At 41.5% G+C, this 20,216-nt stretch carries 27 protein-coding genes; 3 read left to right on the top strand and 24 right to left on the bottom strand.

Features of this window, described 5'->3' with window-relative positions; genetic code table 11:
* Positions 1–60: 60 nt before the first annotated feature.
* The 10 genes from AB2B47_RS07450 to AB2B47_RS07495 all read right to left on the bottom strand — a co-directional run bounded on the left by AB2B47_RS07450 (position 61) and on the right by AB2B47_RS07495 (position 7,412).
* Positions 61–1,158, bottom strand: coding sequence for a nucleotidyltransferase (locus AB2B47_RS07450; protein WP_320693992.1), 1,098 nt, complete (start codon positions 1,156–1,158; stop codon positions 61–63).
* Between the two features lie 9 nt (positions 1,159–1,167).
* Entirely contained in the window at positions 1,168–1,908 is a 741-nt protein-coding gene (locus tag AB2B47_RS07455) for a class I SAM-dependent DNA methyltransferase (protein WP_006152708.1), read from the bottom strand.
* 179 nt (positions 1,909–2,087) lie between these two features.
* Positions 2,088–2,441: a ribosome silencing factor gene (gene rsfS / locus AB2B47_RS07460; protein WP_006152697.1), complete on the bottom strand. Its 354-nt coding sequence runs from the start codon at positions 2,439–2,441 to the stop codon at positions 2,088–2,090.
* Positions 2,442–3,035, bottom strand: coding sequence for a bis(5'-nucleosyl)-tetraphosphatase (symmetrical) YqeK (gene yqeK, locus AB2B47_RS07465; RefSeq protein ID WP_320693993.1), 594 nt, complete (start codon positions 3,033–3,035; stop codon positions 2,442–2,444).
* Positions 3,035–3,664, bottom strand: a complete 630-nt coding sequence (locus AB2B47_RS07470) for a nicotinate-nucleotide adenylyltransferase (RefSeq protein ID WP_000963691.1) — start codon at positions 3,662–3,664, stop codon at positions 3,035–3,037. The genes yqeK and AB2B47_RS07470 overlap by 1 nt, the downstream gene beginning before the upstream one ends.
* Before the next feature lie 48 nt (positions 3,665–3,712).
* The gene (gene yhbY, locus AB2B47_RS07475) at positions 3,713–4,024 is read right to left on the bottom strand and encodes a ribosome assembly RNA-binding protein YhbY (protein ID WP_000060171.1); all 312 of its coding nucleotides are present in this window, start codon (positions 4,022–4,024) and stop codon (positions 3,713–3,715) included.
* A 211-nt stretch (positions 4,025–4,235) separates the two neighbouring features.
* On the bottom strand, positions 4,236–5,342 hold the full coding sequence (gene yqeH / locus AB2B47_RS07480; protein WP_320693994.1) for a ribosome biogenesis GTPase YqeH: 1,107 nt from the start codon (positions 5,340–5,342) through the stop codon (positions 4,236–4,238).
* Positions 5,343–5,344: 2 nt separating this feature from the next.
* Positions 5,345–5,872: a YqeG family HAD IIIA-type phosphatase gene (locus AB2B47_RS07485; protein ID WP_320693995.1), complete on the bottom strand. Its 528-nt coding sequence runs from the start codon at positions 5,870–5,872 to the stop codon at positions 5,345–5,347.
* A 16-nt stretch (positions 5,873–5,888) separates the two neighbouring features.
* Entirely contained in the window at positions 5,889–6,794 is a 906-nt protein-coding gene (locus tag AB2B47_RS07490) for a magnesium transporter CorA family protein (protein WP_320693996.1), read from the bottom strand.
* A 51-nt stretch (positions 6,795–6,845) separates the two neighbouring features.
* Positions 6,846–7,412, bottom strand: a complete 567-nt coding sequence (locus tag AB2B47_RS07495; protein WP_320693997.1) for a mechanosensitive ion channel family protein — start codon at positions 7,410–7,412, stop codon at positions 6,846–6,848.
* A 230-nt stretch (positions 7,413–7,642) separates the two neighbouring features.
* Here AB2B47_RS07495 and AB2B47_RS07500 point away from each other — a divergent pair, with 230 nt between their 5' ends.
* Entirely contained in the window at positions 7,643–8,611 is a 969-nt protein-coding gene (locus AB2B47_RS07500) for an aromatic acid exporter family protein (protein ID WP_036759274.1), read from the top strand.
* A 53-nt stretch (positions 8,612–8,664) separates the two neighbouring features.
* Here the strand turns inward: AB2B47_RS07500 and AB2B47_RS07505 are convergent, their stop codons facing one another.
* Positions 8,665–8,919 carry a DUF3165 family protein gene (locus AB2B47_RS07505; protein WP_320693998.1) on the bottom strand — a complete coding sequence of 85 codons (255 nt, stop codon included), beginning with the start codon at positions 8,917–8,919 and terminating at the stop codon, positions 8,665–8,667.
* 19 nt (positions 8,920–8,938) lie between these two features.
* Positions 8,939–10,780 (bottom strand): translational GTPase TypA, encoded by a 1,842-nt coding sequence (gene typA / locus AB2B47_RS07510; protein WP_006152753.1) that lies wholly within the window; start codon positions 10,778–10,780, stop codon positions 8,939–8,941.
* Between the two features lie 159 nt (positions 10,781–10,939).
* Here typA and AB2B47_RS07515 point away from each other — a divergent pair, with 159 nt between their 5' ends.
* On the top strand, positions 10,940–11,665 hold the full coding sequence (locus AB2B47_RS07515; RefSeq protein WP_036759277.1) for a 16S rRNA pseudouridine(516) synthase: 726 nt from the start codon (positions 10,940–10,942) through the stop codon (positions 11,663–11,665).
* A 39-nt stretch (positions 11,666–11,704) separates the two neighbouring features.
* On the opposite strand, the gene AB2B47_RS07520 is transcribed toward AB2B47_RS07515, so the two are convergent.
* From AB2B47_RS07520 to AB2B47_RS07550, 7 genes are all read right to left on the bottom strand, one after another.
* Positions 11,705–11,932: a hypothetical protein gene (locus AB2B47_RS07520; RefSeq protein ID WP_006152754.1), complete on the bottom strand. Its 228-nt coding sequence runs from the start codon at positions 11,930–11,932 to the stop codon at positions 11,705–11,707.
* 85 nt (positions 11,933–12,017) lie between these two features.
* The gene (locus tag AB2B47_RS07525) at positions 12,018–12,398 is read right to left on the bottom strand and encodes a rhodanese-like domain-containing protein (protein ID WP_006148959.1); all 381 of its coding nucleotides are present in this window, start codon (positions 12,396–12,398) and stop codon (positions 12,018–12,020) included.
* Between the two features lie 5 nt (positions 12,399–12,403).
* Positions 12,404–12,628, bottom strand: coding sequence for a YqgQ family protein (locus tag AB2B47_RS07530; RefSeq protein WP_006148960.1), 225 nt, complete (start codon positions 12,626–12,628; stop codon positions 12,404–12,406).
* Between the two features lie 58 nt (positions 12,629–12,686).
* The gene (locus AB2B47_RS07535; protein ID WP_006152723.1) at positions 12,687–13,148 is read right to left on the bottom strand and encodes an ECF transporter S component; all 462 of its coding nucleotides are present in this window, start codon (positions 13,146–13,148) and stop codon (positions 12,687–12,689) included.
* Positions 13,126–13,899, bottom strand: a complete 774-nt coding sequence (locus tag AB2B47_RS07540) for a bifunctional hydroxymethylpyrimidine kinase/phosphomethylpyrimidine kinase (protein ID WP_006152716.1) — start codon at positions 13,897–13,899, stop codon at positions 13,126–13,128. The genes AB2B47_RS07535 and AB2B47_RS07540 overlap by 23 nt, the downstream gene beginning before the upstream one ends.
* Complete coding sequence (truA, locus tag AB2B47_RS07545; RefSeq protein ID WP_006148963.1) at positions 13,889–14,638, bottom strand: tRNA pseudouridine(38-40) synthase TruA; 750 nt, start codon at positions 14,636–14,638, stop codon at positions 13,889–13,891. Before truA ends, AB2B47_RS07540 begins: the two co-directional genes overlap by 11 nt.
* 85 nt (positions 14,639–14,723) lie before the next feature.
* Positions 14,724–15,179 (bottom strand): GNAT family N-acetyltransferase, encoded by a 456-nt coding sequence (locus AB2B47_RS07550; protein WP_006152739.1) that lies wholly within the window; start codon positions 15,177–15,179, stop codon positions 14,724–14,726.
* Between the two features lie 70 nt (positions 15,180–15,249).
* Here AB2B47_RS07550 and AB2B47_RS07555 point away from each other — a divergent pair, with 70 nt between their 5' ends.
* On the top strand, positions 15,250–15,912 hold the full coding sequence (locus AB2B47_RS07555; protein ID WP_006152686.1) for a prepilin peptidase: 663 nt from the start codon (positions 15,250–15,252) through the stop codon (positions 15,910–15,912).
* Here the strand turns inward: AB2B47_RS07555 and trpA are convergent.
* The 5 genes from trpA to trpD are packed head-to-tail and all read right to left on the bottom strand — an operon-like array spanning position 15,881 to position 20,211.
* Positions 15,881–16,663, bottom strand: a complete 783-nt coding sequence (gene trpA / locus AB2B47_RS07560) for a tryptophan synthase subunit alpha (RefSeq protein WP_006152703.1) — start codon at positions 16,661–16,663, stop codon at positions 15,881–15,883. The two genes, AB2B47_RS07555 and trpA, sit on opposite strands and share 32 nt — an antisense overlap.
* Entirely contained in the window at positions 16,656–17,879 is a 1,224-nt protein-coding gene (trpB, locus tag AB2B47_RS07565) for a tryptophan synthase subunit beta (RefSeq protein ID WP_320693999.1), read from the bottom strand. Before trpB ends, trpA begins: the two co-directional genes overlap by 8 nt.
* Positions 17,857–18,456 carry a phosphoribosylanthranilate isomerase gene (locus tag AB2B47_RS07570; protein ID WP_320694000.1) on the bottom strand — a complete coding sequence of 200 codons (600 nt, stop codon included), beginning with the start codon at positions 18,454–18,456 and terminating at the stop codon, positions 17,857–17,859. The genes trpB and AB2B47_RS07570 overlap by 23 nt, the downstream gene beginning before the upstream one ends.
* Positions 18,443–19,210 carry an indole-3-glycerol phosphate synthase TrpC gene (gene trpC, locus AB2B47_RS07575; RefSeq protein WP_320694001.1) on the bottom strand — a complete coding sequence of 256 codons (768 nt, stop codon included), beginning with the start codon at positions 19,208–19,210 and terminating at the stop codon, positions 18,443–18,445. The genes AB2B47_RS07570 and trpC overlap by 14 nt, the downstream gene beginning before the upstream one ends.
* Positions 19,207–20,211 (bottom strand): anthranilate phosphoribosyltransferase, encoded by a 1,005-nt coding sequence (trpD, locus tag AB2B47_RS07580; RefSeq protein ID WP_320694002.1) that lies wholly within the window; start codon positions 20,209–20,211, stop codon positions 19,207–19,209. Before trpD ends, trpC begins: the two co-directional genes overlap by 4 nt.
* Positions 20,212–20,216: the final 5 nt, after the last annotated feature.

Consider the following 20,216-nt stretch of genomic DNA (forward strand, 5'->3'; position numbering starts at 1 on the left):
ACTATTTTTTAAAAGAATTTTTTTGCAAAAAATAAGAAAAAAGTCCACCTCTCAGTAGACTTAGTTTGTTTCAATTCTGATTGGCACTCGACCAAAATTTTGTTCTGCGATACTAGGGTGTCCCAGTTGATAAATTTGGTCTGCCTTTTGAGTCATGGCATCCCAGGGTTCTTTACCGATACGGCTGACGAGATTGACCTGCTCCTTGAGAGCTTTAAGATGTTGTCTACCTTTTTCGGTAAAACCTAGGACATGAATGGCTTCTGGCAAGTCACTTTCTCTAGCCTGCACCAAGATATAGGTCAAGAGGCGTCGCACACGCGCCTTGGTGTAGCGTTTGGTAGCTACTAACTCAACCAATTCCTCAATAGATTTTGCTATTTTGATGGCTTCCTTAATACGCACAGCCATCTCTTGATTAACCTGATAAATAGTACTTAAATCTGGATTTGACAAGATTTGATAGCGTAAAAGTGAAAAATAATCTTCCCAACTCAGCTTACTCGTCTGCTCAAAAAGAGTAACAGAAGGCATAAAGCGTTCTAAGAAATCTTGATCTGTTTGGTGCTGACGGATAGCTGTCGCCGAAGCAAAGTCCACATCCTTGTCCACAGAATGATATCCTGCTCCCTGACGCTTGATTGGATGAAGTTTGATGTTTCGTCCAGCAACTGCCTTGGCGTAGGCAAGAGCTAAGACATGATTGGGCGTATCACCCGAAAAATCAAGACCTGCAAATTCCTTCCACATAGCTTGCGTTTTCTGAGGGTAGGAGAGGGAGTCAGGCAGTTTATCCACAAAATCCTCCATCTCTTGACCACACTCTGCATATAAGTCAACGATTTTTTGATAATCCAGAACTTGCTCTGTCCCAAAGGAAAGGGTATCTATGCCCAAACGAGCCAAGATATCTACTGCTCCTTGTCCAAAGAAATCTGCTGCCTGTACACTGACTAAAAAGGGCAATTCTACTACTAAGTCCGCTCCATTCTCTAGTGCCATTTGAGCCCGTGTCCACTTGTCAACGATAGCCGGCTCGCCTCTCTGCATGAAATTCCCAGACATGGCAACAATTTTCAACCCATCCGCCTGTTCTAGCAGGTATTTGTGGCCATTATGAAAAGGATTGAACTCCGCGATAATACCTATGATGGTCATGATGTTCTCCTACTTCTGTGCCACAAAAAACCAACGAGTGCTAGTTTCTGTAGGTTCCTTATCCTCAAAGTCTGCGTAGAGTTTGAAGGATTTGAAACCAGCCTGTTCTAGCAAAATATCATAGGTCAAGACTTCGTAGGTTCGCTCCTCATGCACTTCGTCGTGACGACTAAAGGAACCATCCGCTTCCTTGATAAAAAAGGTCAACTCATGCACGATAGAATGTGGTGCTGCATCCTCGTAGGTATCCCAGAGCATGGCAAAGTCTTCTGCATTTTCATGATAGGAATAGCCAGGAAAAACCTCGTCAGTCTGGTAAGTCGAATGCACATCAAAGATGAAAACTCCGTCCTCATTGAGAGCATTATAGACTTCTTTAAAGACATCCCCTACTTCCACCTCATCCTGCATATAACAGATAGAATCGGAATAGCAGGTCACAAAGTCGTATTTACCAGCCTTGGATAAATCCAGCATATTGCCTTCCATAAAATCAATCTTTTGCTTGGCTGAAGCAGCTCTCTTCTCAGCAATCTTCAACATATCTGCACTCAAATCAAGCCCAGTTACATCAAAACCAGCCTGAGAAAATCGCACAGACTGAATCCCTGTCCCACAAGCTAGTTCCAAGAGTTTCTTTTTCTCCTTAGTCTTGGGCAAATGCCGGAGGGAAAAATCCGTCCATTTGTCGTATAAACTATCATCCATGACTGCATCGTAAACAGCCGCAAAAGTCTCGTATGTTGCCATAAAACATGATACCAAGTCCGCCCATAATTCGATAGAAAATTAGGAGCCTGACGATGGAGCCAAGCTCCAAGGAAGGCTGTCTATTTTCCGAGAATTACAGGACGGGTTCAAATCCTTTCTAACAATTTTCTTCTAACATAAGCAAATAAAACTCAGTTGACTACAACTGAGTTCATCTACTAGTCCAAGGTTTCAGATAAATCTACTGAATCCGCCTCATGCCATAGTTTTTCTAGGTTATAGTGGGCACGCATTTCTTCTGAGAAGATATGCACAACGACTCCACCAAGGTCTAGCAAGACCCAGCCTCCAGCTGCTTCGCCTTCTACATGGCTACCTTTAAAGCCTGCTTCAGCTACTTTTTCACGGATATTTTCAGCGATAGCGTCTAATTGACGGCTATTCATAGAGCTAGTAATGACAAAGTAGTCTGTCACACTGGTCAATTCTTGTACATCAAGTGCGAGAATGTCCTCGGCACGTTTCTCATCAGCCGCTTTCACGACTAGTTCTAGTAATTCTTTTTCGTTCATTTAGTCCTCTTTCAAATAGTGCACATAGGCGTTATAGGTTTCAAGGGTTTGGGGATAGATGGGAAATCCCTGGTGAGCCAAATGCTCCACAGTACGAGCAGTCTCATAGGCCACTGCCTTATTGAGTGATAAACTTGCAATCTCACGCGCCTGGTCCACCCCTGGAAAGGCACGATTGTGCTCGATGTAGTCTGCGACGTAGATAACCTTATCAAGGTCCGTCATCTGATCAGCCCCGACTGTATGGATTTCTATTGCGCGCAAAATTTCAGAGTCTTGCAAGTTCAAATCTTCTCGAATCTTGTAAATTCCGACCATACCATGCCAGACATTATTGCCCCAGTTTTTAAGATCAGAGTCAAGTTGATAACGATCTATCAAGTCTAGAAATTCCTGGTTTGACAACTTTTTAGCATAGTCATGAAGGAGGCCTGCTAGACCAGCTTTCTCAACATCGACTCCAAATCGCTGGGCAAGCTCTATGGCTGCACTCTCTACACCCAGACAATGGGTTAGGCGTTTTTCAGGTAGAAGCTCCGCCATTTTTTCTAACAATTCTTCACGGGAACAGTTGATATAGTCTTGGTATGCCATCAGTAAAGTCCTTCTTTCTCGATATAGTCTAGCACTGGCTTAGGCAAGAGAAAGTTGGGTGTTCGTCCTTGAGCGATAAAATCACGCACCATACTAGATGAAATATCCATGAGAGGCACATCCACCCAGATGACTGGATAAGAAGTCCCTGCTTTGTAACGTGGTCGCTGAACTCCCACAAACTGAACTAGTTCCACCAACTCATCAATTCTATACCACTTAGGCAAATAGTCTACCATATCGGCACCGATAATGAAATAGTAATCTGTGTCTGGATTCTTCTCTGTTAGAAGCTTCATGGTGTCGTAGGTGTAAGAAATACCCTTGCGCTCCAGCTCGATTGTCTCAATAGCTAAACCTTCGATTCCATCGATAGCTAATTCAAGCATCTTGAGGCGATGGTGCTCAGGGATGGTTTCCTTTTTATCTACGTGAGGTGGTTGGTATTCGGGCATGAGCAGAACTTGATCCAATCCCAACTGCTGGCGTACTTGGTCCGCCACGATAAGATGGGCGTTGTGAACAGGGTTAAAATTTCCCCCTAAGATTCCAACTTGCTTACGTTTTTTATCCTTGATTTCTGGCTCTAACTCCACTTTTGTAAAGGGAGTTAATAATTCGATTGCCATAGGCTAATCTCCTTTAGTCTTCTGTAAAAACAGTATTGGAGTAAAGTTTTAAATTTCTTTAACTTTTTTAGAAATCTTTCGATTTTCTTTCTTGCTTGATTGTTTATACAAAATCAAGATGCGTCCGATTTTTTGAACTGTGTCCACACCGATTTCTTCTTCCAAGATTTCAGCTACTTCGTGGATATTCTCGTCTGTGTTTTGCAAGAGAGTAACCTTGATCAATTCACGAGCGTCAAGAGCCTGACGAACACTTGTTTTAATTTGGTCGTTGAGACCATTTTTCCCGATTTGGATGATGGGTTTGAGGGTATGTGCCTGGCTGTTGAGGAAGGCACGTTGTTTTGATGTTAATGACATATTCTTTCTTCCTTTTTTGATAGTTATTTTAGGTGGTGGGGGACGGTCGGAACTAATTTCCCAAAGATTTCATCTTTGAAAAATGGATTTCCTGACCTCACAATTGAGCCTAGGTCTCAATTGCGCCCCTTGCCAATCTATAGATTGGCAATCACACCACGGCAATAACTATCCCTACATGAGCTCACTTTGTTCGCTCATTGATTTTATTTTAAATAATTGCTTTTCGTGTGACGACTGCGACGCCTTCTGGTGCCCAGACGGCGACCTTGGCAGTTCCTGTTACACGAATCCAGCCTAGTCCTGAAATAACTAGGTCTGTCTTGTCCTTGATAGTAAAGACATGTTGGACCAGTTTTGGAAAATCTTCTTTTTCCTTGCTATTTGGCGGTGTGAGAAGGGTTCCCAGGTGCTTGTCGTAAAAGACACTGGCTCCTTCTAGCTTGGTGCGGTGAAGTTTGAGTTCATTGTCAAAGAAAGCTGTGAAACCTTGCTTTTCTCCTGCAATGAAATCAAAGCGTCCCAAACCTCCTAAAAAGAGAGTTTGCTCAGGATTGAGCTGGTAGGTTTTAGGTTTGATTTCCTTTTTAGGACTGACATACTTGAGATTTTTAGCCGTCAAGTAGTGGGCCATCTGATGACGATGGATAATTCCCGGTGTATCATAGATATAAGAACCATCATCAAGTGGGATCTCAATCTTATCTAAGGTTGTCCCTGGGAAACGTGATGTTGTGATGACGTTCTGGTCACCCGTAATTTCCTGGATAATTGCGTTGATAAGAGTTGATTTCCCAACATTGGTAACCCCAACTACATAGACGTCACGACCCTTACGATAGTGCTCAATTTTATCAATGACTTCCTTGATAGCATGCTTGTTTTGGGCTGAAGTCAAGACGACATCGACAGGACGAAGACCCTCTTCGTGGGCACGTTCCATGAGCCATTGACTAATCTTACCAGGCTTAACAGACTTAGGTAGGATGTCTTTTTTATTCCCAACCAAGAGAACATCATTGCCTGATACAAAGCGAGGCAATCCTGGGATAACAGAGCCATTAAAGTCAAAGATATCGATGACGTTCACTACTAAGGCATCACTGTCTCCTACCTCGTGCAAGAGTTTGAGGAAATCATCATCCGTCAACTGGACATCTGTGATTTCATTGTAATGACGAAGACGAAAACAACGTTGGCAATAAACCTCTCCAGTTTCCAAACCTTTTTCAAGTGCTGACTGAGGCGTAAAGCCTAGACCAGTCTTATCTGTCGTCTGAATGGTTGCTCCACAACCAATACAGAGAATTTCTTCCATAGTTAGATTCCTTTTTTATATGTGATAGGCCCGTACTTTTCAGTGATTTGTTTCATGACACGGCGCTCACGAGCTCTGTTAATCTGTGTTTTGATAGAGTCATGTTGGACCAAAGGTTTGACCAAAATCGAACGAATACCTGCACGGTGAGCCGCTCGAATGTCCGTCATGAGCTGATCTCCAACCATAACCACTTCGTTTTTCTCATAGTGAAATTCCTTCATGGCGCGGTCAATCCCGAAAGTAAAGGGCTTCAAAGCCCAATAAACATAGTCAATCCCAAATTTTTCAACTGCACGTTGAACTCGTTTTTTAGAGTTATTAGACACTACGATAATGCGAATACCAGCATCACGAAGGTCATGTAACCACTGCCTCATCTCTGAAGTCCCATCAGGGTTATTCCAAGCAATCAGAGTGTTGTCCAAATCCACCAAAACAGCTTTGATCCCTTGGTTTTTCAGGCCTTGGACTGTCAAATCATAAACTGCTTCTACAGCAAAGTCCGGCATGTAATTTTCAATCGCCATTCTGGCTCCTTCTCTTTTATTTTCTAGTAATTTTCTTCAGCCATTGAGATAAGGCTGCCCATAAAATCAAGCTAGCTATTAAGATATAAATCCAAGCATTTGGCTCTTCTGTAAATGGTAGAGGAACATTCATTCCGAAGAAACCTGTAATAACCGCAAGTACTGCTAGTAAAACGGAGATAATAGTCAAAATTGTCAAACTATCATTCAGGTTATTGTTTAGGATGTTGTTGTAAGAAGAAGAGAGTTGTTGCAAGACTTGAGAAATCAAGTCTGTCATAGACACCAACTGATGGGCTTCAATCATCGCATCATCAAATTGCTCTCGTTCGACATCATTAAATCTCCGATAAAGAGCATGGCTCTGGATATGTTCCAAGAGGAGTCGATTTTGTTTTGCCGCTGCCGTTAAGTAAACCATACCAGTCTCCAAGTCGGAAAGAGCAAAGAGATTTTTCTTTGTTGTTCTCTGACGAAGTAAGCTGTTGACTTCATCTTTACTCTTATCCATCTTTTCAATGATTGGATAATAGGCGTTACTAATGATTTCTAGACTAGCAAAAAGAAATTTGTAAATAGAAAGCAACTCATGGCTATCCAGATAAGCTAACATCTGATCAATGACATAAGCATTCTTATGGTTGCTGATGGTAATCATTCGTTTGTTTTCAACGATAAAGGTCATGGGAATCGCTTCATAGTAATCCTTGTCCTTTTCTAAGTCCAGAACATTGTAGATAAAGGTCACAGTCCCATTCTCACGGTTGTAATCCATATGGGCACGTTCATTTTTATCCAGCGCATATTCGATGGTTTCCTTATCCAATCCGTAGATTTCAGATAAATCTTCAAGATTTTTAATTTTTTCTACATCTAGATTGATCCAAACACAACCATTTCCTAATTGCTCATCTAAAAACATCGTTTCTCCTTTACCAAACTCTTTCTATTGTACCACAAATCAAGTAAAATTTCAGTTCAACTCGTCTCTTGAAAAATTGCTAACCACAGTAATATTACGGTTGGGAACAAAGTGGAGAGCCTGGTCTTCACCTCTTAGTTGAGTGGTTCGAATTCCGACACTAACTACTTTTCCCGATACAGTAATGGGACCATTTGTCAAAACAACTTCATCTCCTACATCCAACTGGCGTTCAAAGAGAATAAAGAAGCCATTGATAACATCTGATAAGAAGCCCTGCGCCCCCATACCAATTGCAACCCCGGCAATCCCAGCACCAGCTAGTAAACTGGATACAGGTAGTCCTAGGATAGACAAAATGCAGTAGACTAAAAAGAAATAAAGGGTGTAATTAAAAATATTTTCTAATAAACGCGAGATTGTCTTTTGTCGTCCTGCATCACGCTTTGAATACTTAAGTGAAGGCTTCACAATTCTCTTGACAGCTGCATGGAGAAGCTGTTTAGCTATGTAAAATAGCACAAATAAAATTAAAAGAGAAATCACTTTCGTTAAAAGATTCTCAAATACCGTTGTTAAATCTAGCTTATTAAAATAACTTTTAAAAAATTCTTGCATGTAAAACTCCTTTCTAATTATTATACCACAAAACGAAGTTGTGTCTGGCTTCATAAATATTCATTCTGCCTATACTATTATTAGATTCACTTGATTTCAAAACATATTTATACTATAATCAAACCACTACATGGAGAACAAATTATTTTCTCAATAACTCTCTTGGAATAGACCTTTCTACCTCACCTACTACTATAACTTTAAAGCATTTATCTCAAGGAAAGTATTCTATGTCTATCACACAACGCACTCTTAAACTAGTCCTAGCAACTTGTTTTGCTTGTTTACTAGCCTACTTTTTTGATTTGTCATCAGCTGTTTCAGCTGGTATCATTGCTATCTTGAGTCTTTCTGATACTCGAAGAAGCACGATCAAGCTAGCCCGCAATCGTCTTTTTTCAACTCTTCTAGCTCTCTTAGTTGGTGTTATTGCCTTTAAACTAACTGGTTATCATATCTGGAGCTTTGGACTTTACTTAGCAATCTATGTTCCTCTAGCCTATAAACTGGGTTGGGAAATTGGAATCACTCCTAGTAGCGTTCTGGTTAGCCATCTCTTAATCCAACAATCAACAGCACCGGCACTTTTACTGAATGAGCTCTTACTCTTCCTAATCGGTACTGGCTTTGCACTTCTGGTCAATCTCTACATGCCTTCACGTGAAAAAGAAATTCAACATTATCATACGCTTGTTGAAGAAAAACTCAAAGATGTTCTCCTACGGCTTTCTTACTATCTGAAAAGAGGAGATGGCCGTAATCAGGCTCAACTTGTAAATGAACTTGATCAACTACTTGAGGATGCTCTTAAGTTAGTTTACCTCGATCACTCTGACCATCTCTTTCACCAGACAGATTATCATATCCACTACTTTGAGATGCGACAAAGACAAACGCGTATCTTAAGAAATATGGCTCAACAAATCAACACATGCCAACTAGCCGCTAGTGAGAGTTTGATTGTCGCCCAGCTCTTTTCAAAAACAGCTAGCCAACTAAGTCAAACCAATCCAGCCTACGACTTATTGAATGATATTGAGAGCTACCTAGAGGTGTTTCGCAATCGCTCTCTCCCTAAAACTAGAGAAGAGTTTGAGACACGGGCTACGCTTCTACAACTCTTTCGTGAATTAGAACATTTTATCCAGATAAAAGTAGATTTCTACAACCGTTATTCTAACAAAAACAGTAACAAATAAAAACTTCTATCGGCAACTGAGTTGCTGATAGAAGTTTTTTGTTATGAATAGATTTAATTTTCGCGCTTCTTTCGAATCGACATGTGACTGATATCTCTCAAACTAAAATAAGTAAGAGCCAGCATTCCCAATGTAATAAAGATTTCTGCTGGAAGTTGGAAAATCTGTAGGGCAGACAAGAGCAATAAGATTACGAGGGCAACAAGTCCAAAGACTAATATTACAACGTTGACCGTCCCCTTGATACTTTGAGGTGTCGCAAATACATAGAGTAGTAATAAGAGTATCCCTATGATTAAATAGACCATCTTTATCTCTTTCTAGCTCTTATTCAGCTGATTTTTTCTTTTTGTTTGCTTTCTCACGCTCTGCCTTGTTGAGGATTTGCTTACGCAAACGAATCGATTCAGGCGTTACTTCCATGTACTCATCGTCGTTCAAGAACTCAAGTGATTCTTCAAGTGTCAAGATACGAGGAGTCTTGATAACTGCTGTTTGGTCCTTAGTAGCAGAACGAACGTTAGTCATTTGTTTTGCTTTCGTGATATTAACAGTCAAGTCATTTTCACGAGAGTTTTCACCGATGATCATTCCTTCGTAAACCTCAGTACCTGGGTTGACAAAGATAGTCCCACGTTCTTCGATAGACATGATAGAGTAGGTTGTAGCCTTACCAGCATCGATCGAAACAAGGGCACCACGGTGACGTCCACCAATTTCTCCTGGAATCAATGGCAAGTATTGGTCGAAGGTATGGTTCATGATCCCGTAACCACGAGTCATTGACAAGAACTCAGTTGAGTATCCAATCAAACCACGCGCAGGAACTAGGAAGACCAAACGAGTTTGACCATTACCAGTTGCAATCATATCCAACATTTCACCCTTACGTTCAGAAAGGCTTTGGATAACAGATCCTTGGTATTCTTCTGGTGTGTCGATTTGCACGCGCTCAAATGGCTCACACTTCACACCATCGATTTCTTTGACGATAACTTCTGGACGAGATACTTGAAGCTCATAACCTTCACGACGCATAGTCTCGATGAGGATTGACAAGTGCAATTCCCCACGTCCTGAAACTGTCCATTTATCTGGTGAGTCTGTTGGTTCTACACGAAGAGATACGTCTGTTTGCAATTCTGCTTGCAAACGTTCTTCAACCTTACGAGAAGTCACCCATTTACCTTCACGACCAGCAAATGGTGAGTTGTTAACCAAGAAGGTCATTTGAAGGGTTGGCTCATCGATGTGAAGAACTGGAAGAGCTTCAACTGCATCTGTTGGAGTGATTGTTTCCCCAACGAAGATGTCTTCCATACCTGATACGGCAATCAAGTCACCAGCCTTAGCTTCTTGGATTTCACGACGTTCCAAACCAAAGAAACCAAAGAGTTTTGTAACACGGAAGTTCTTGGTTGTACCATCAAGTTTAGAAAGGGTAACTTGATCCCCAACCTTGACAGTACCACGGAAGACACGTCCGATACCGATACGACCAACGAAATCATTGTAGTCCAAGAGTGACACTTGGAATTGAAGTGGCTCGTCTGAGTTATCGATTGGAGCTGGAATGTGGTCAATAATGGTATCAAAGATTGGCGCCATAGTCTTCTCTTGGTCTGCTGGATCATCTGACAATGAAGATGTTCCGTTGATTGCTGAAGCATAGACTACTGGGAAGTCAAGCTGATCATCATCTGCACCAAGCTCGATGAAGAGTTCCAAAACTTCATCCACTACTTCTGCTGGACGAGCTGATGGTTTGTCAATTTTATTGATAACAACGATTGGGACAAGGTCTTGTTCCAAAGCTTTTTTCAATACGAAACGAGTTTGAGGCATAGTACCTTCGTAAGAATCCACTACCAAGACTACACCGTCAACCATTTTCATGATACGTTCAACTTCTCCACCGAAGTCCGCGTGTCCTGGTGTGTCCATGATATTGATACGAGTTCCGTTATAGGCAACTGCTGTATTCTTCGCAAGGATGGTAATTCCACGCTCTTTTTCAATATCGTTTGAGTCCATTGCACGTTCAGCTAATTCTGTACGCGCATCAAGAGTTTCAGATTGTTTTAATAATTCGTCAACGAGGGTTGTTTTACCGTGGTCGACGTGTGCGATAATCGCGATATTACGGATATCTTCTCTTAATTTTGTCATGATTTCCTCTATTTATTTCAAATTTATTTTCTAACTGAACGATTATACCACAATTTTAAGCAAATGACTTAACTCAAGTAAGTGTAAATGTTTTCAAAAGAAAATTCATGATTTATCTTTTCTTTTCAAAAATGCCGACTTGTGATAAGATAGGCTGGTATGCGTTTAGATAATTTATTAGCCCAGGAAAAAATCAGTCGAAAAGCTATGAAACAGGCTCTCCTAAAAAAAGAAATCTTAGTAGATAAAGTCCCTGCTACTTCCCTTGCACAGAATGTTGATACGGGATTACAAGAGTTGATTTTTCAGGGTAGAAAAATCCAAGGATATGAGCACACCTATCTCATGCTTCACAAACCAAATGGTGTCGTGACAGCAAGCAAGGACAAGAAGCTCCCAACGGTTATGGACCTACTACCTCAACACCTCCAATCAGACCAACTCTATGCTATCGGTCGGCTAGATCGAGATACGACAGGGCTCCTCCTCTTAACAAACAATGGCCCTCTAGGTTTTCAACTTCTCCACCCTCAATATCATGTCGATAAAACTTATCAAGTTGAGGTGAACGGCTTGCTCACACCAGATCACATCCAGCAGTTCAAAAACGGAATTGTCTTTCTTGATGGAACTATTTGTAAACCTGCTCAGCTTGAGATTCTATCTTCAAGTCCTAGTATCAGCCGAGCCACCATCACCATCTCTGAAGGGAAATTTCATCAGGTCAAGAAAATGTTCCTCTCAGTTGGTGTCAAGGTCACTGCCCTCAAACGAGTTCAGTTCGGAGATTTTCTATTAGATCCTGACCTAGCAGAAGGTCAATACCGACTCTTGAATCAAGAGGAATTGAAAATTATTAAAAACTACTTAGAGAAAAGTGAATAAAATAAAAAAGCTTTAAAAATAAAGCTTTTTTGTTTTTGATTAGCCAAAAATCATTACGAGGGCTGCAATCCAGTTAAGTACAGAAATGACAATACCTACGATATTGAGAATTTTTTCTGTTTTATACACTAGTTCAGATTGTTTTTCGTGCGAATTAGCCAAAACAAGTCCAATGATACCCAAAATAAGACCTACGATTGGAGATAACAAACCAAGGACGATAGATAGGATACCTAAAACAAGTGATGCTTTTTTCTTTTCTTGCATAATAAAAACTCCTTAAATTTAATACAAATTAATTATATCATAAAAAGCTAGATTTATCTTCAATTCAATAACTTTTTACAGAATATTAGCTAGTCTTAACCTTGCCTGTCCAAGAATCCAATCCGTAAGAAAGGATATAGATTTCTGAGAAACCTTGTTTTTTCAAGAAAAGTGCTGCATTGGTTACACGTTGCGCACGTTGGTTTTCATATAGAAGGACAGGTTTATCCTTGCGAAGAGCTGCAAGACTTGTCTTCAATTGATTTGAAGGAATATTACGAGCTCCGAGGATATGTTTTCTGTGGAAGTCAGCTGGGTCACGCAAGTCAATTAGCTGACCTGTACGAATCAAAGATTCAAATTCTGCATTGTCTACAATTTTTGCTGCACGGCGAATACGAAGATAGTTGTATCCCATCCATGCCAACATCGCCACTACAAGTCCCCATAATACCCAAGTTACCATAATATCTAATCTCCATTTTTTTCTAAATAGTCTAATTCTAGTTTGTGCTCTCTACGCAAAATTGCTTCTGCTTCAAGATAATCCAGCTTATCCATCAAGCCAGCATCATAGATACGAGAAAGTTCAATCTTCATTAGTTCAATATCATAGAGGCGTTTGCCCATATAGACAAGAATGCCGAACTGTTTGAGAAATTGTTGCACATCATAGAGTGTTTTCATAGCTTTCATTTTAGCAAAAAATCAGAATTTTTTCAATAGTTCCCTTGGAGGATTGCTCTTTTTACTATTATCTAGCTTTCTTCACACTATGACAAAGAAGAAAGCCTACTGTCATACCAACGATATTTTGCACAAGATTTGGGACGATTTCTGGTATGGCTGCTCCCCAACCATTCATCCAAGCCGATGCAAAAGCGTAACCTGCCACCATGATGATGGTTGCCAAGACTAATCCTAGCCACTGCCATTTCCCTTTAACACCTGCCAAATATCCCTGTGAACCATGGAAAATCAAGCTGAAGAACATCCACTGAGGGTAACCTGAAATCAGGTCAATTAGAAATCCCGCTAATCCTCCGACAACAGCTCCTTCGCGACTCCCAAAGTAAAAGGCCGTAAAGAATATTCCTGCATCCAAAAGTGTTAGAAATCCTGTTTGGGTTGGGATTTTGACAATATAACCTAAAACTACCGATAGGGCAGTCAGTATTGATAATAGGGCGATTTTACTTGTTTTGGTTTGCTTCATACTGTCTTACTCCATATTGATCTGCTTGTGCGATAGCACGGTAAACAAAGGCTTTAGAACTCTCAACCGCAGGTAATAGCTCCTCTCCCTTGACTAACTGACTAGCAATGCTAGATGCAAAGGTACAACCAGCACCTGCATTTTGTCCTTCTAAGACTGGATTCTCAAAAATGGTAAAATTCACTCCATCATAAAAGACATCCACAGCCTTATCCTGACTAAGGCGATTCCCACCTTTAATAATGACTGCTGGTGCACCCAAGTCATGTAATTTTTGAGCTGCAGCCTTCATATCGTCCAAGGTTTCAATCTTTTGGCCTGCTAGCAATTCTGCCTCAGGTAGATTGGGTGTAATGACAGTCACATAAGGGAAAAAGCGAATCAACTCTTGACAAAGCTCGCTGACAGCAACATCATGCGTTTCCTTACAAACCAATACAGGATCCAGAACGACAGGGACTCCTGATCTTTCCTTGATGAAATGTAATGCTTTCTCAGCAACACTAACAGTCGGCAAGAGACCAATCTTAATCCCTCCAAAGTCTACGCTTTTAAGACTATCCAACTGTTGTTGAAAAATAGTCTCATCCGTCGGGAAGACCTCAAATCCATTTTCTGTCAAAGCAGTTAAGCAAGTCATGGCTACAAAACCATGCAAACCATTTAAAGTAAAGGTCGCAAGGTCTGCGGCTAGTCCGCCACCACTGAAAATATCATTTCCTGAAAGTGCTAAAATACGATTATTCTTCATAACGAATCTCCTTCAAATACAAACCATTGGGTGCTGCAGTTGGACCTGCCAACTGTCTGTCTTTTTTCTCCAAAATCAGGTCAATCTGCTCTATCGGCATTCTGTTATTACCAATTTTCAGCAAGGTCCCAACCATATTTCGAATCTGCTTATAGAGGAAGCCATTGCCAGAGAAAGTAAAGGTCAAAAATTGACCGGTCTCGTCAACCCTAAGACTGGCTTCCGTGATTGTTCTTACCTTGTCCTCCACACTTGTTCCGGCAGCAGTAAAACCGGTAAAATCATGGGTTCCTTCTAATTTCTTCACAGCCTTTTGCATGCGTTCCACATCTAGTGGATAGGGATAGTGGGTGGCATAATGACGTCTCATAGGATTTTTAGGACGCCCTCTATCCACGATAAACTCGTAGGTCTTGCTATGCTTGGCATAACGGCAATGAAAATCATCAGCCACTACCTCAATCGAAATGACATCTATATCTTCAGGACTTTGAGTATCGAGAGCAAAGCGAAGCTTTTCCTCATCCATCTGATAGGGAAGATCAAAGTGGATAACCTGCCCTAGCGCATGAACACCACTATCCGTTCGCCCTGCACCATGGATGGTAATGGCCTGCCCTTTATTTAATTTGGTTAAAGTTTTTTCAATTTCCTCTTGGACACTACGCGCGTGTGGTTGCCGTTGAAAGCCAGCAAAGGCGTAGCCATCATAGGAAATGATTGCTTTATATCTAGTCATGTATCTATTTTATCAAGAAAATTTCTCTGCAACAAGTTTGAAAACCAAAAATTGTACGGGTGCAGTTTTAGATATCAACTAGTCCTTACCTCGATTTTCTCATTATATATTTTCGTACAGGTACTTCAACCATTTGAACGATTTCAAATCCTTCTTTTTGGTAAAGATTGTAAGCTGTTTGATTTGCCTCGTAGACATTTAGAGAAATAGTATCTATGTCTTCATTTTCAAAGGCCAAACTAACAAATTTCCTTAAAGCCTGGCTACCTAATCCCTGCCCCTGTTTCTGAGGATTGATAAAAAATCTCCCGATATGAAGATTCCTGTCTTCTAGCCTGATTTTCTGGATAAGCCCCACAAACTCTTGTCCTTCAAATATTGAAAAAATTCCTTCCAGCTTTTGTAAGGATTGGACAATCAAGGGATAAGAAATTTTGGGTCCCATCCATTGCTTCTGAAAACTCTCTCCCAAAGCATTAGACCAGCGACAAATGAGTTGGGCATTTTCTATCTGAAGTCCTTTTTCAAAGTGAATTTTCATATTTGCTCCTAAAATTTCTCCTTTATCCAACTATTATACTCTTTCTCTTATTTTTTCCGAATTAATAAGTATGATTCATCTTTACTTTTTTCTTGTTGGAGCTATTCTTGCTTCCTTTCTAGGCTTAGTCATTGATCGTTTCCCTGAGCAATCCATTGTTTTCCCTGCTAGTCACTGTGATTCTTGTCAGACTCGCTTGAGACCACTGGATTTGATTCCATTTCTCTCACAGGTATTCAATCGCTTTCGCTGTCGCTATTGCAAGTCAAGCTATCCTGTCTGGTATGCCTTCTTTGAGTTGTCTTTGGGACTGCTCTTTCTAGCTGAGTCTGTGGGATTTTTAACTTTGGGGCAAGTCATCTTGATAACTGCCGGCTTGACTTTGGGAATTTATGACCTACGTCATCAAGAATATCCCTTGCTCGTCTGGCTGATTTTTCACTTATTCCTCATGGTTTGCTCTAGTTGGAATCTAGTTATGATTTTCTTTCTTATCTTGGGAATTTTGGCTCACTTTATCGATATCCGCATAGGTGCAGGTGATTTTCTCTTTCTGGCCTCTTGTGCGCTTGTTTTTAGCCTAACTGAGATGCTGATTTTAATTCAATTTTCTTCCACAACTGGCATTCTAGCCTTTCTCCTACTAAAGAAAAAGGAAAGACTACCTTTTGTGCCTTTCCTCTTGCTGGCTGCTTGTATGATTATTTTTGGTAAGCTACTGCTTCTCGAATAAAGTCAGCGATTTCTGCTACTTGCCCTTCATGTAGAGCCTTAACAATCTTGGAACCGACGATAACACCATCTGATACTGCATTAAATCGTTCTACATCATCCTGTGTGGATACACCAAAACCTGTCAAGACTGGAATGTCAGCCACTTGATGAAGTTGATTCAAGTGCTTGTCCAAGTCATCTCGGTAATTTCCTGATTTCCCTGTGACTCCATTGATAGCAACGGCATAGACAAAACCTTCAGCCCCTTCAATGAGTTCCTTTTGACGCTCCATTCCTGTCGTCAAGCTGACAAGTGGAATCAAAGCAATGTCTGTATTCACCAAAAAGGGCTCTACAAAGTTAGCGTGCTCATGAGGCAGGTCTGGGATAATCAATCCCTTGACCGCTGTATCAGAAAGGTCTTTGACAAATTTCTCCACACCGTACTGAAAGAGGGGGTTAAAATAGGTCATGATGACAAGCGGGATTTCTGTTTCAATGGTTTTCAAGGTTTCAACCAAAGCCTGGGTAGAGGTTCCGCGAGCTAGACTACGCAAGCCTGCTTCTTCGATAACTGGACCGTCTGCAACAGGGTCTGAGAAAGGAACTCCTATCTCAATGGCAGACACACTCAAATTTTCTAAAAAGTGGATTGTTTCAGCTAGTCCATCCAAACCTTTTTCATGGTCTCCAGCCATGATATAGGGAACGAAAATTCCCTTTCCAGTTGCTTTGATAGCGTTCAATTTTTCGGTTAAGGTCTTAGGCATGAGCTTCTCCCTTCTTTGTTGCTTCTGCTTCCAAGCGGTCTTTGACTTGAACTACATCCTTGTCTCCACGTCCAGATAGGCAGACAATCATAGACTTGTCTGGTCCAAGTTCTTTGGCCAACTTCACCGCAAAGGCGATGGCATGGCTAGATTCCAAAGCGGGGATAATTCCTTCTACACGAGACAAGAGTTGGAATCCTTCCAAGGCTTCCTCGTCTGTCACTGGTACATAGGTCGCACGTTTGATATCATGGTAATGAGAATGTTCTGGACCGATACCTGGATAGTCCAAACCTGCTGAGATTGAGAAAGCTTCTAAGATTTGACCATGAGCATCTTGGAGCACATCCATAAGCGAACCGTGAAGAACACCTGGACGACCCTTGGTCAAGGTAGCTGCGTGATGCTCTGTATCCACACCTAGTCCTGCTGCTTCAGCTCCATACATAGCCACTGACTCATCTTCCACAAATGGATGGAAGAGCCCGATGGCATTAGAGCCACCACCAACACAGGCTACTAGAGCATCTGGCAGATTTTCACCTGTCAAATCACGGTACTGTTGCTTGGCTTCTCGACCGATAACACTTTGGAAATCACGCACAATTTCTGGGAAAGGATGGGGCCCCAAGGCAGAACCAAGGATATAGTGGGTATCATCGATATTTGCCACCCAAGAACGAAGGGCTGCATTGACTGCATCCTTGAGCACGCGCGAACCATCTGTCACTGCCTCTACCTTAGCTCCTAAAAGCTCCATGCGGAAAACATTGAGGGCTTGGCGTTTGACATCTTCCTCACCCATGTAGATAGTACATTCCATGTTGAAGAGTGCTGCAGCTGTTGCAGTTGCCACACCGTGTTGACCAGCACCTGTTTCAGCGATAATTTTCTTCTTGCCCATGCGTTTAGCCAGTAAAACTTGTCCCAAGGCATTGTTAATCTTGTGGGCACCTGTATGGTTGAGGTCTTCACGTTTGAGATAAATCTTGGCTCCGCCGATATGCTGGGTCAAATTTTTTGCGTAGTAAAGAGGCGTTTCACGTCCCACATACTGACGCAAGAGTTGGTTTAATTCCTCTTGGAAACTTGGATCTGCCTGACTTTCACGATAAGCCTCTTCCAATTCCAATACTGCTGTCATCAATGTTTCTGGGACAAAACGTCCACCGAATTTCCCGTAAAATCCATCTTTATTTGGTTCTTGATATACCATGCTTAACCCTCTCTATAAATCTTCTAATCTTTTCATGATCTTTTTGTCCGTTTGTCTCTACCCCACTTGATACATCTACTGCATAGGGAGTAAAGTGTTGAATTGCTTCTTCTACATTATCTTCGTTAAGCCCACCTGCGATGAAGAAAGGCTGGGCTAGTTCTGTCGTATCCAGTTGACCCCAGTCAAATGTCTGACCACTTCCTGCCACAGGAGCATCAAAGAGGAGATAATCTGCCTGAGAATTGGGTACATGCCCTCCTTCATCGACCTGAACAGCCTGAATGCTGCCACAAGGTAAGTTTTCAAATAGTTTATCCACTACCTTACCGTGAACTTGTACAAAGTCCAAACCAACTTTGTCTACCGCTTCTAACAGTTCTGCCCGACTGGGTGAAACAAATACACCAACTTTTTGAATATGGCTAGGAATAAACTTAGCCAGCTCTGTGGCTTGTTCTACGCTCACCTGTCTTTTGCTAGGAGCAAAGACAAAACCAATGTAGTCTGCTCCAGCCGACACAGCTGTTTTTACGGCTTCTTTGGTCGATAGTCCACAAATCTTAACCTTTGTCAATCTGCAACTCCTTGATTCTCTGGGCTACATCTTCTGCCTGCATGAGGGCTGTTCCTACTAAAATTCCGTTAAAGTATGGTGCTACTCGTTTTGCATCCTCCTCTGTAAAAATAGCAGATTCGGAAATGTAGAAGCAATCATCCTTAAAGTGTTTGGCCAAGTCTACGCTGGTCTGCAAGTCAACTTCAAAGGTTGTTAAATTGCGATTATTGACCCCAATAATTTGAGCTCCAAGACGGTGAGCCACTTCCAGTTCATCCAGATTATGAGTTTCCACCAAAACTTCAAGACCCAGTTCTGTCGCGTAGTCGTAAAGCTCCTTCAGTCGTTTTTCAGATAAGGCTGCGACGATGAGTAAGATGACGGTCGCTCCCGCATTGCGAGCACGGATGATTTGCTTTTCATCGATGATAAAATCTTTATTCAGTGTCGGGATCTGTACCTGACTGGAAATCTCTCGCAGATAATCCAAATGACCTTTAAAGAAAACCTCATCTGTCAGAACAGAAATCATAACCGCGCCGTTAGCCTCGTAGGTCTGGGCCTGTTGTACGATATCCACATCAAGATTGATATCACCTAGACTTGGGCTTGCCTTTTTGACCTCAGCAATGATTTGCAAACGGTCTTGGTGATTTTTTAAATATTCCGCTAAGTGATAGCTTTCACGCAAGGGTTGAAGCTCCTCTCGTTCCATCTTTTCAACTTCACGCGCCTTCTGCTCTAAGATACGTGACAAAAATTCCTGACTCATTTTTGATACTCCTGTAATAGTCTGAGTTTTTCAAGGGCCTTACCACTGGCAATCACTTGACGTGCCATTTCAACTCCGTCCTTGATACTGTCTGCTTTACCATTGGCGTAGAATCCTAGACCTGCATTTAAAACTGTTGTTTCCAAGAATGGACTTGGTTCGTTATTAAGAACGCTGACAAGGATGGCTGCATTCTCATGAGCATTTCCGCCACGGATGTCCTCAATGGCAATGCGTTCCATTCCCAAATCTTCTGGAGTAAAGGTTGACAAAGTGATTTCACCATTTTCAAGAAGGGCAATGCTGGTAGTACCATTCAAACCAGCTTCATCTAATCCTTCTGGACCAGCTACTACGATAGCACGTTTGCGACCCATGTTTTTCAAAACCTGAGCAGTACTTTCCAGAAGTTCAGGACGACTGATTCCTAGAAGCTGTGTTTCCAAGACCATTGGGTGAATCAGTGGGCCTGTCAAATTCATGATGGTTGGAATTCCCAACTCCAAGCGTGCTGGCATGATATATTTCATAGCTGGGTGCATGTTTTTGGCAAAGAGAAAGACGATTCCTGTTTGATCAAATACCTTACCCAATTGTGCTGGCTTGAGGTCAATATTGATTCCCAAAGCTTGCAAGACATCTGCTGAACCAGATTTAGAAGAGATAGAACGATTTCCATGTTTGGCCATGTGGATGCCACCACCTGCCAAGACAAAGGCTGCAGTTGTAGAAATATTAAAGCTAAATGACTTATCTCCACCTGTACCACAGTTATCCATAGCATCTTGAATATTTGTTGGAATGTGTTGAGCATGTCCTCTCATGACTTGAGCGAGGGCTGTTCTTTCTTCAGGTGTTTCTCCCTTCATCTTAAGAGCTAACAGTAGTGAAGCAATTTGTGCTTCTGTCACTCGCCCTGTCACGATGCGTTCGATAACATCTGTCATTTCAACACTTGATAAATCTTCAAAGTTGGCTAATTTTTCAATAATTTCTTTCATTTTGT

Origin of the sequence: Streptococcus wuxiensis (assembly GCF_040888245.1) — a bacterium.
Classification (GTDB): Bacteria; Bacillota; Bacilli; order Lactobacillales; family Streptococcaceae; genus Streptococcus; species Streptococcus wuxiensis.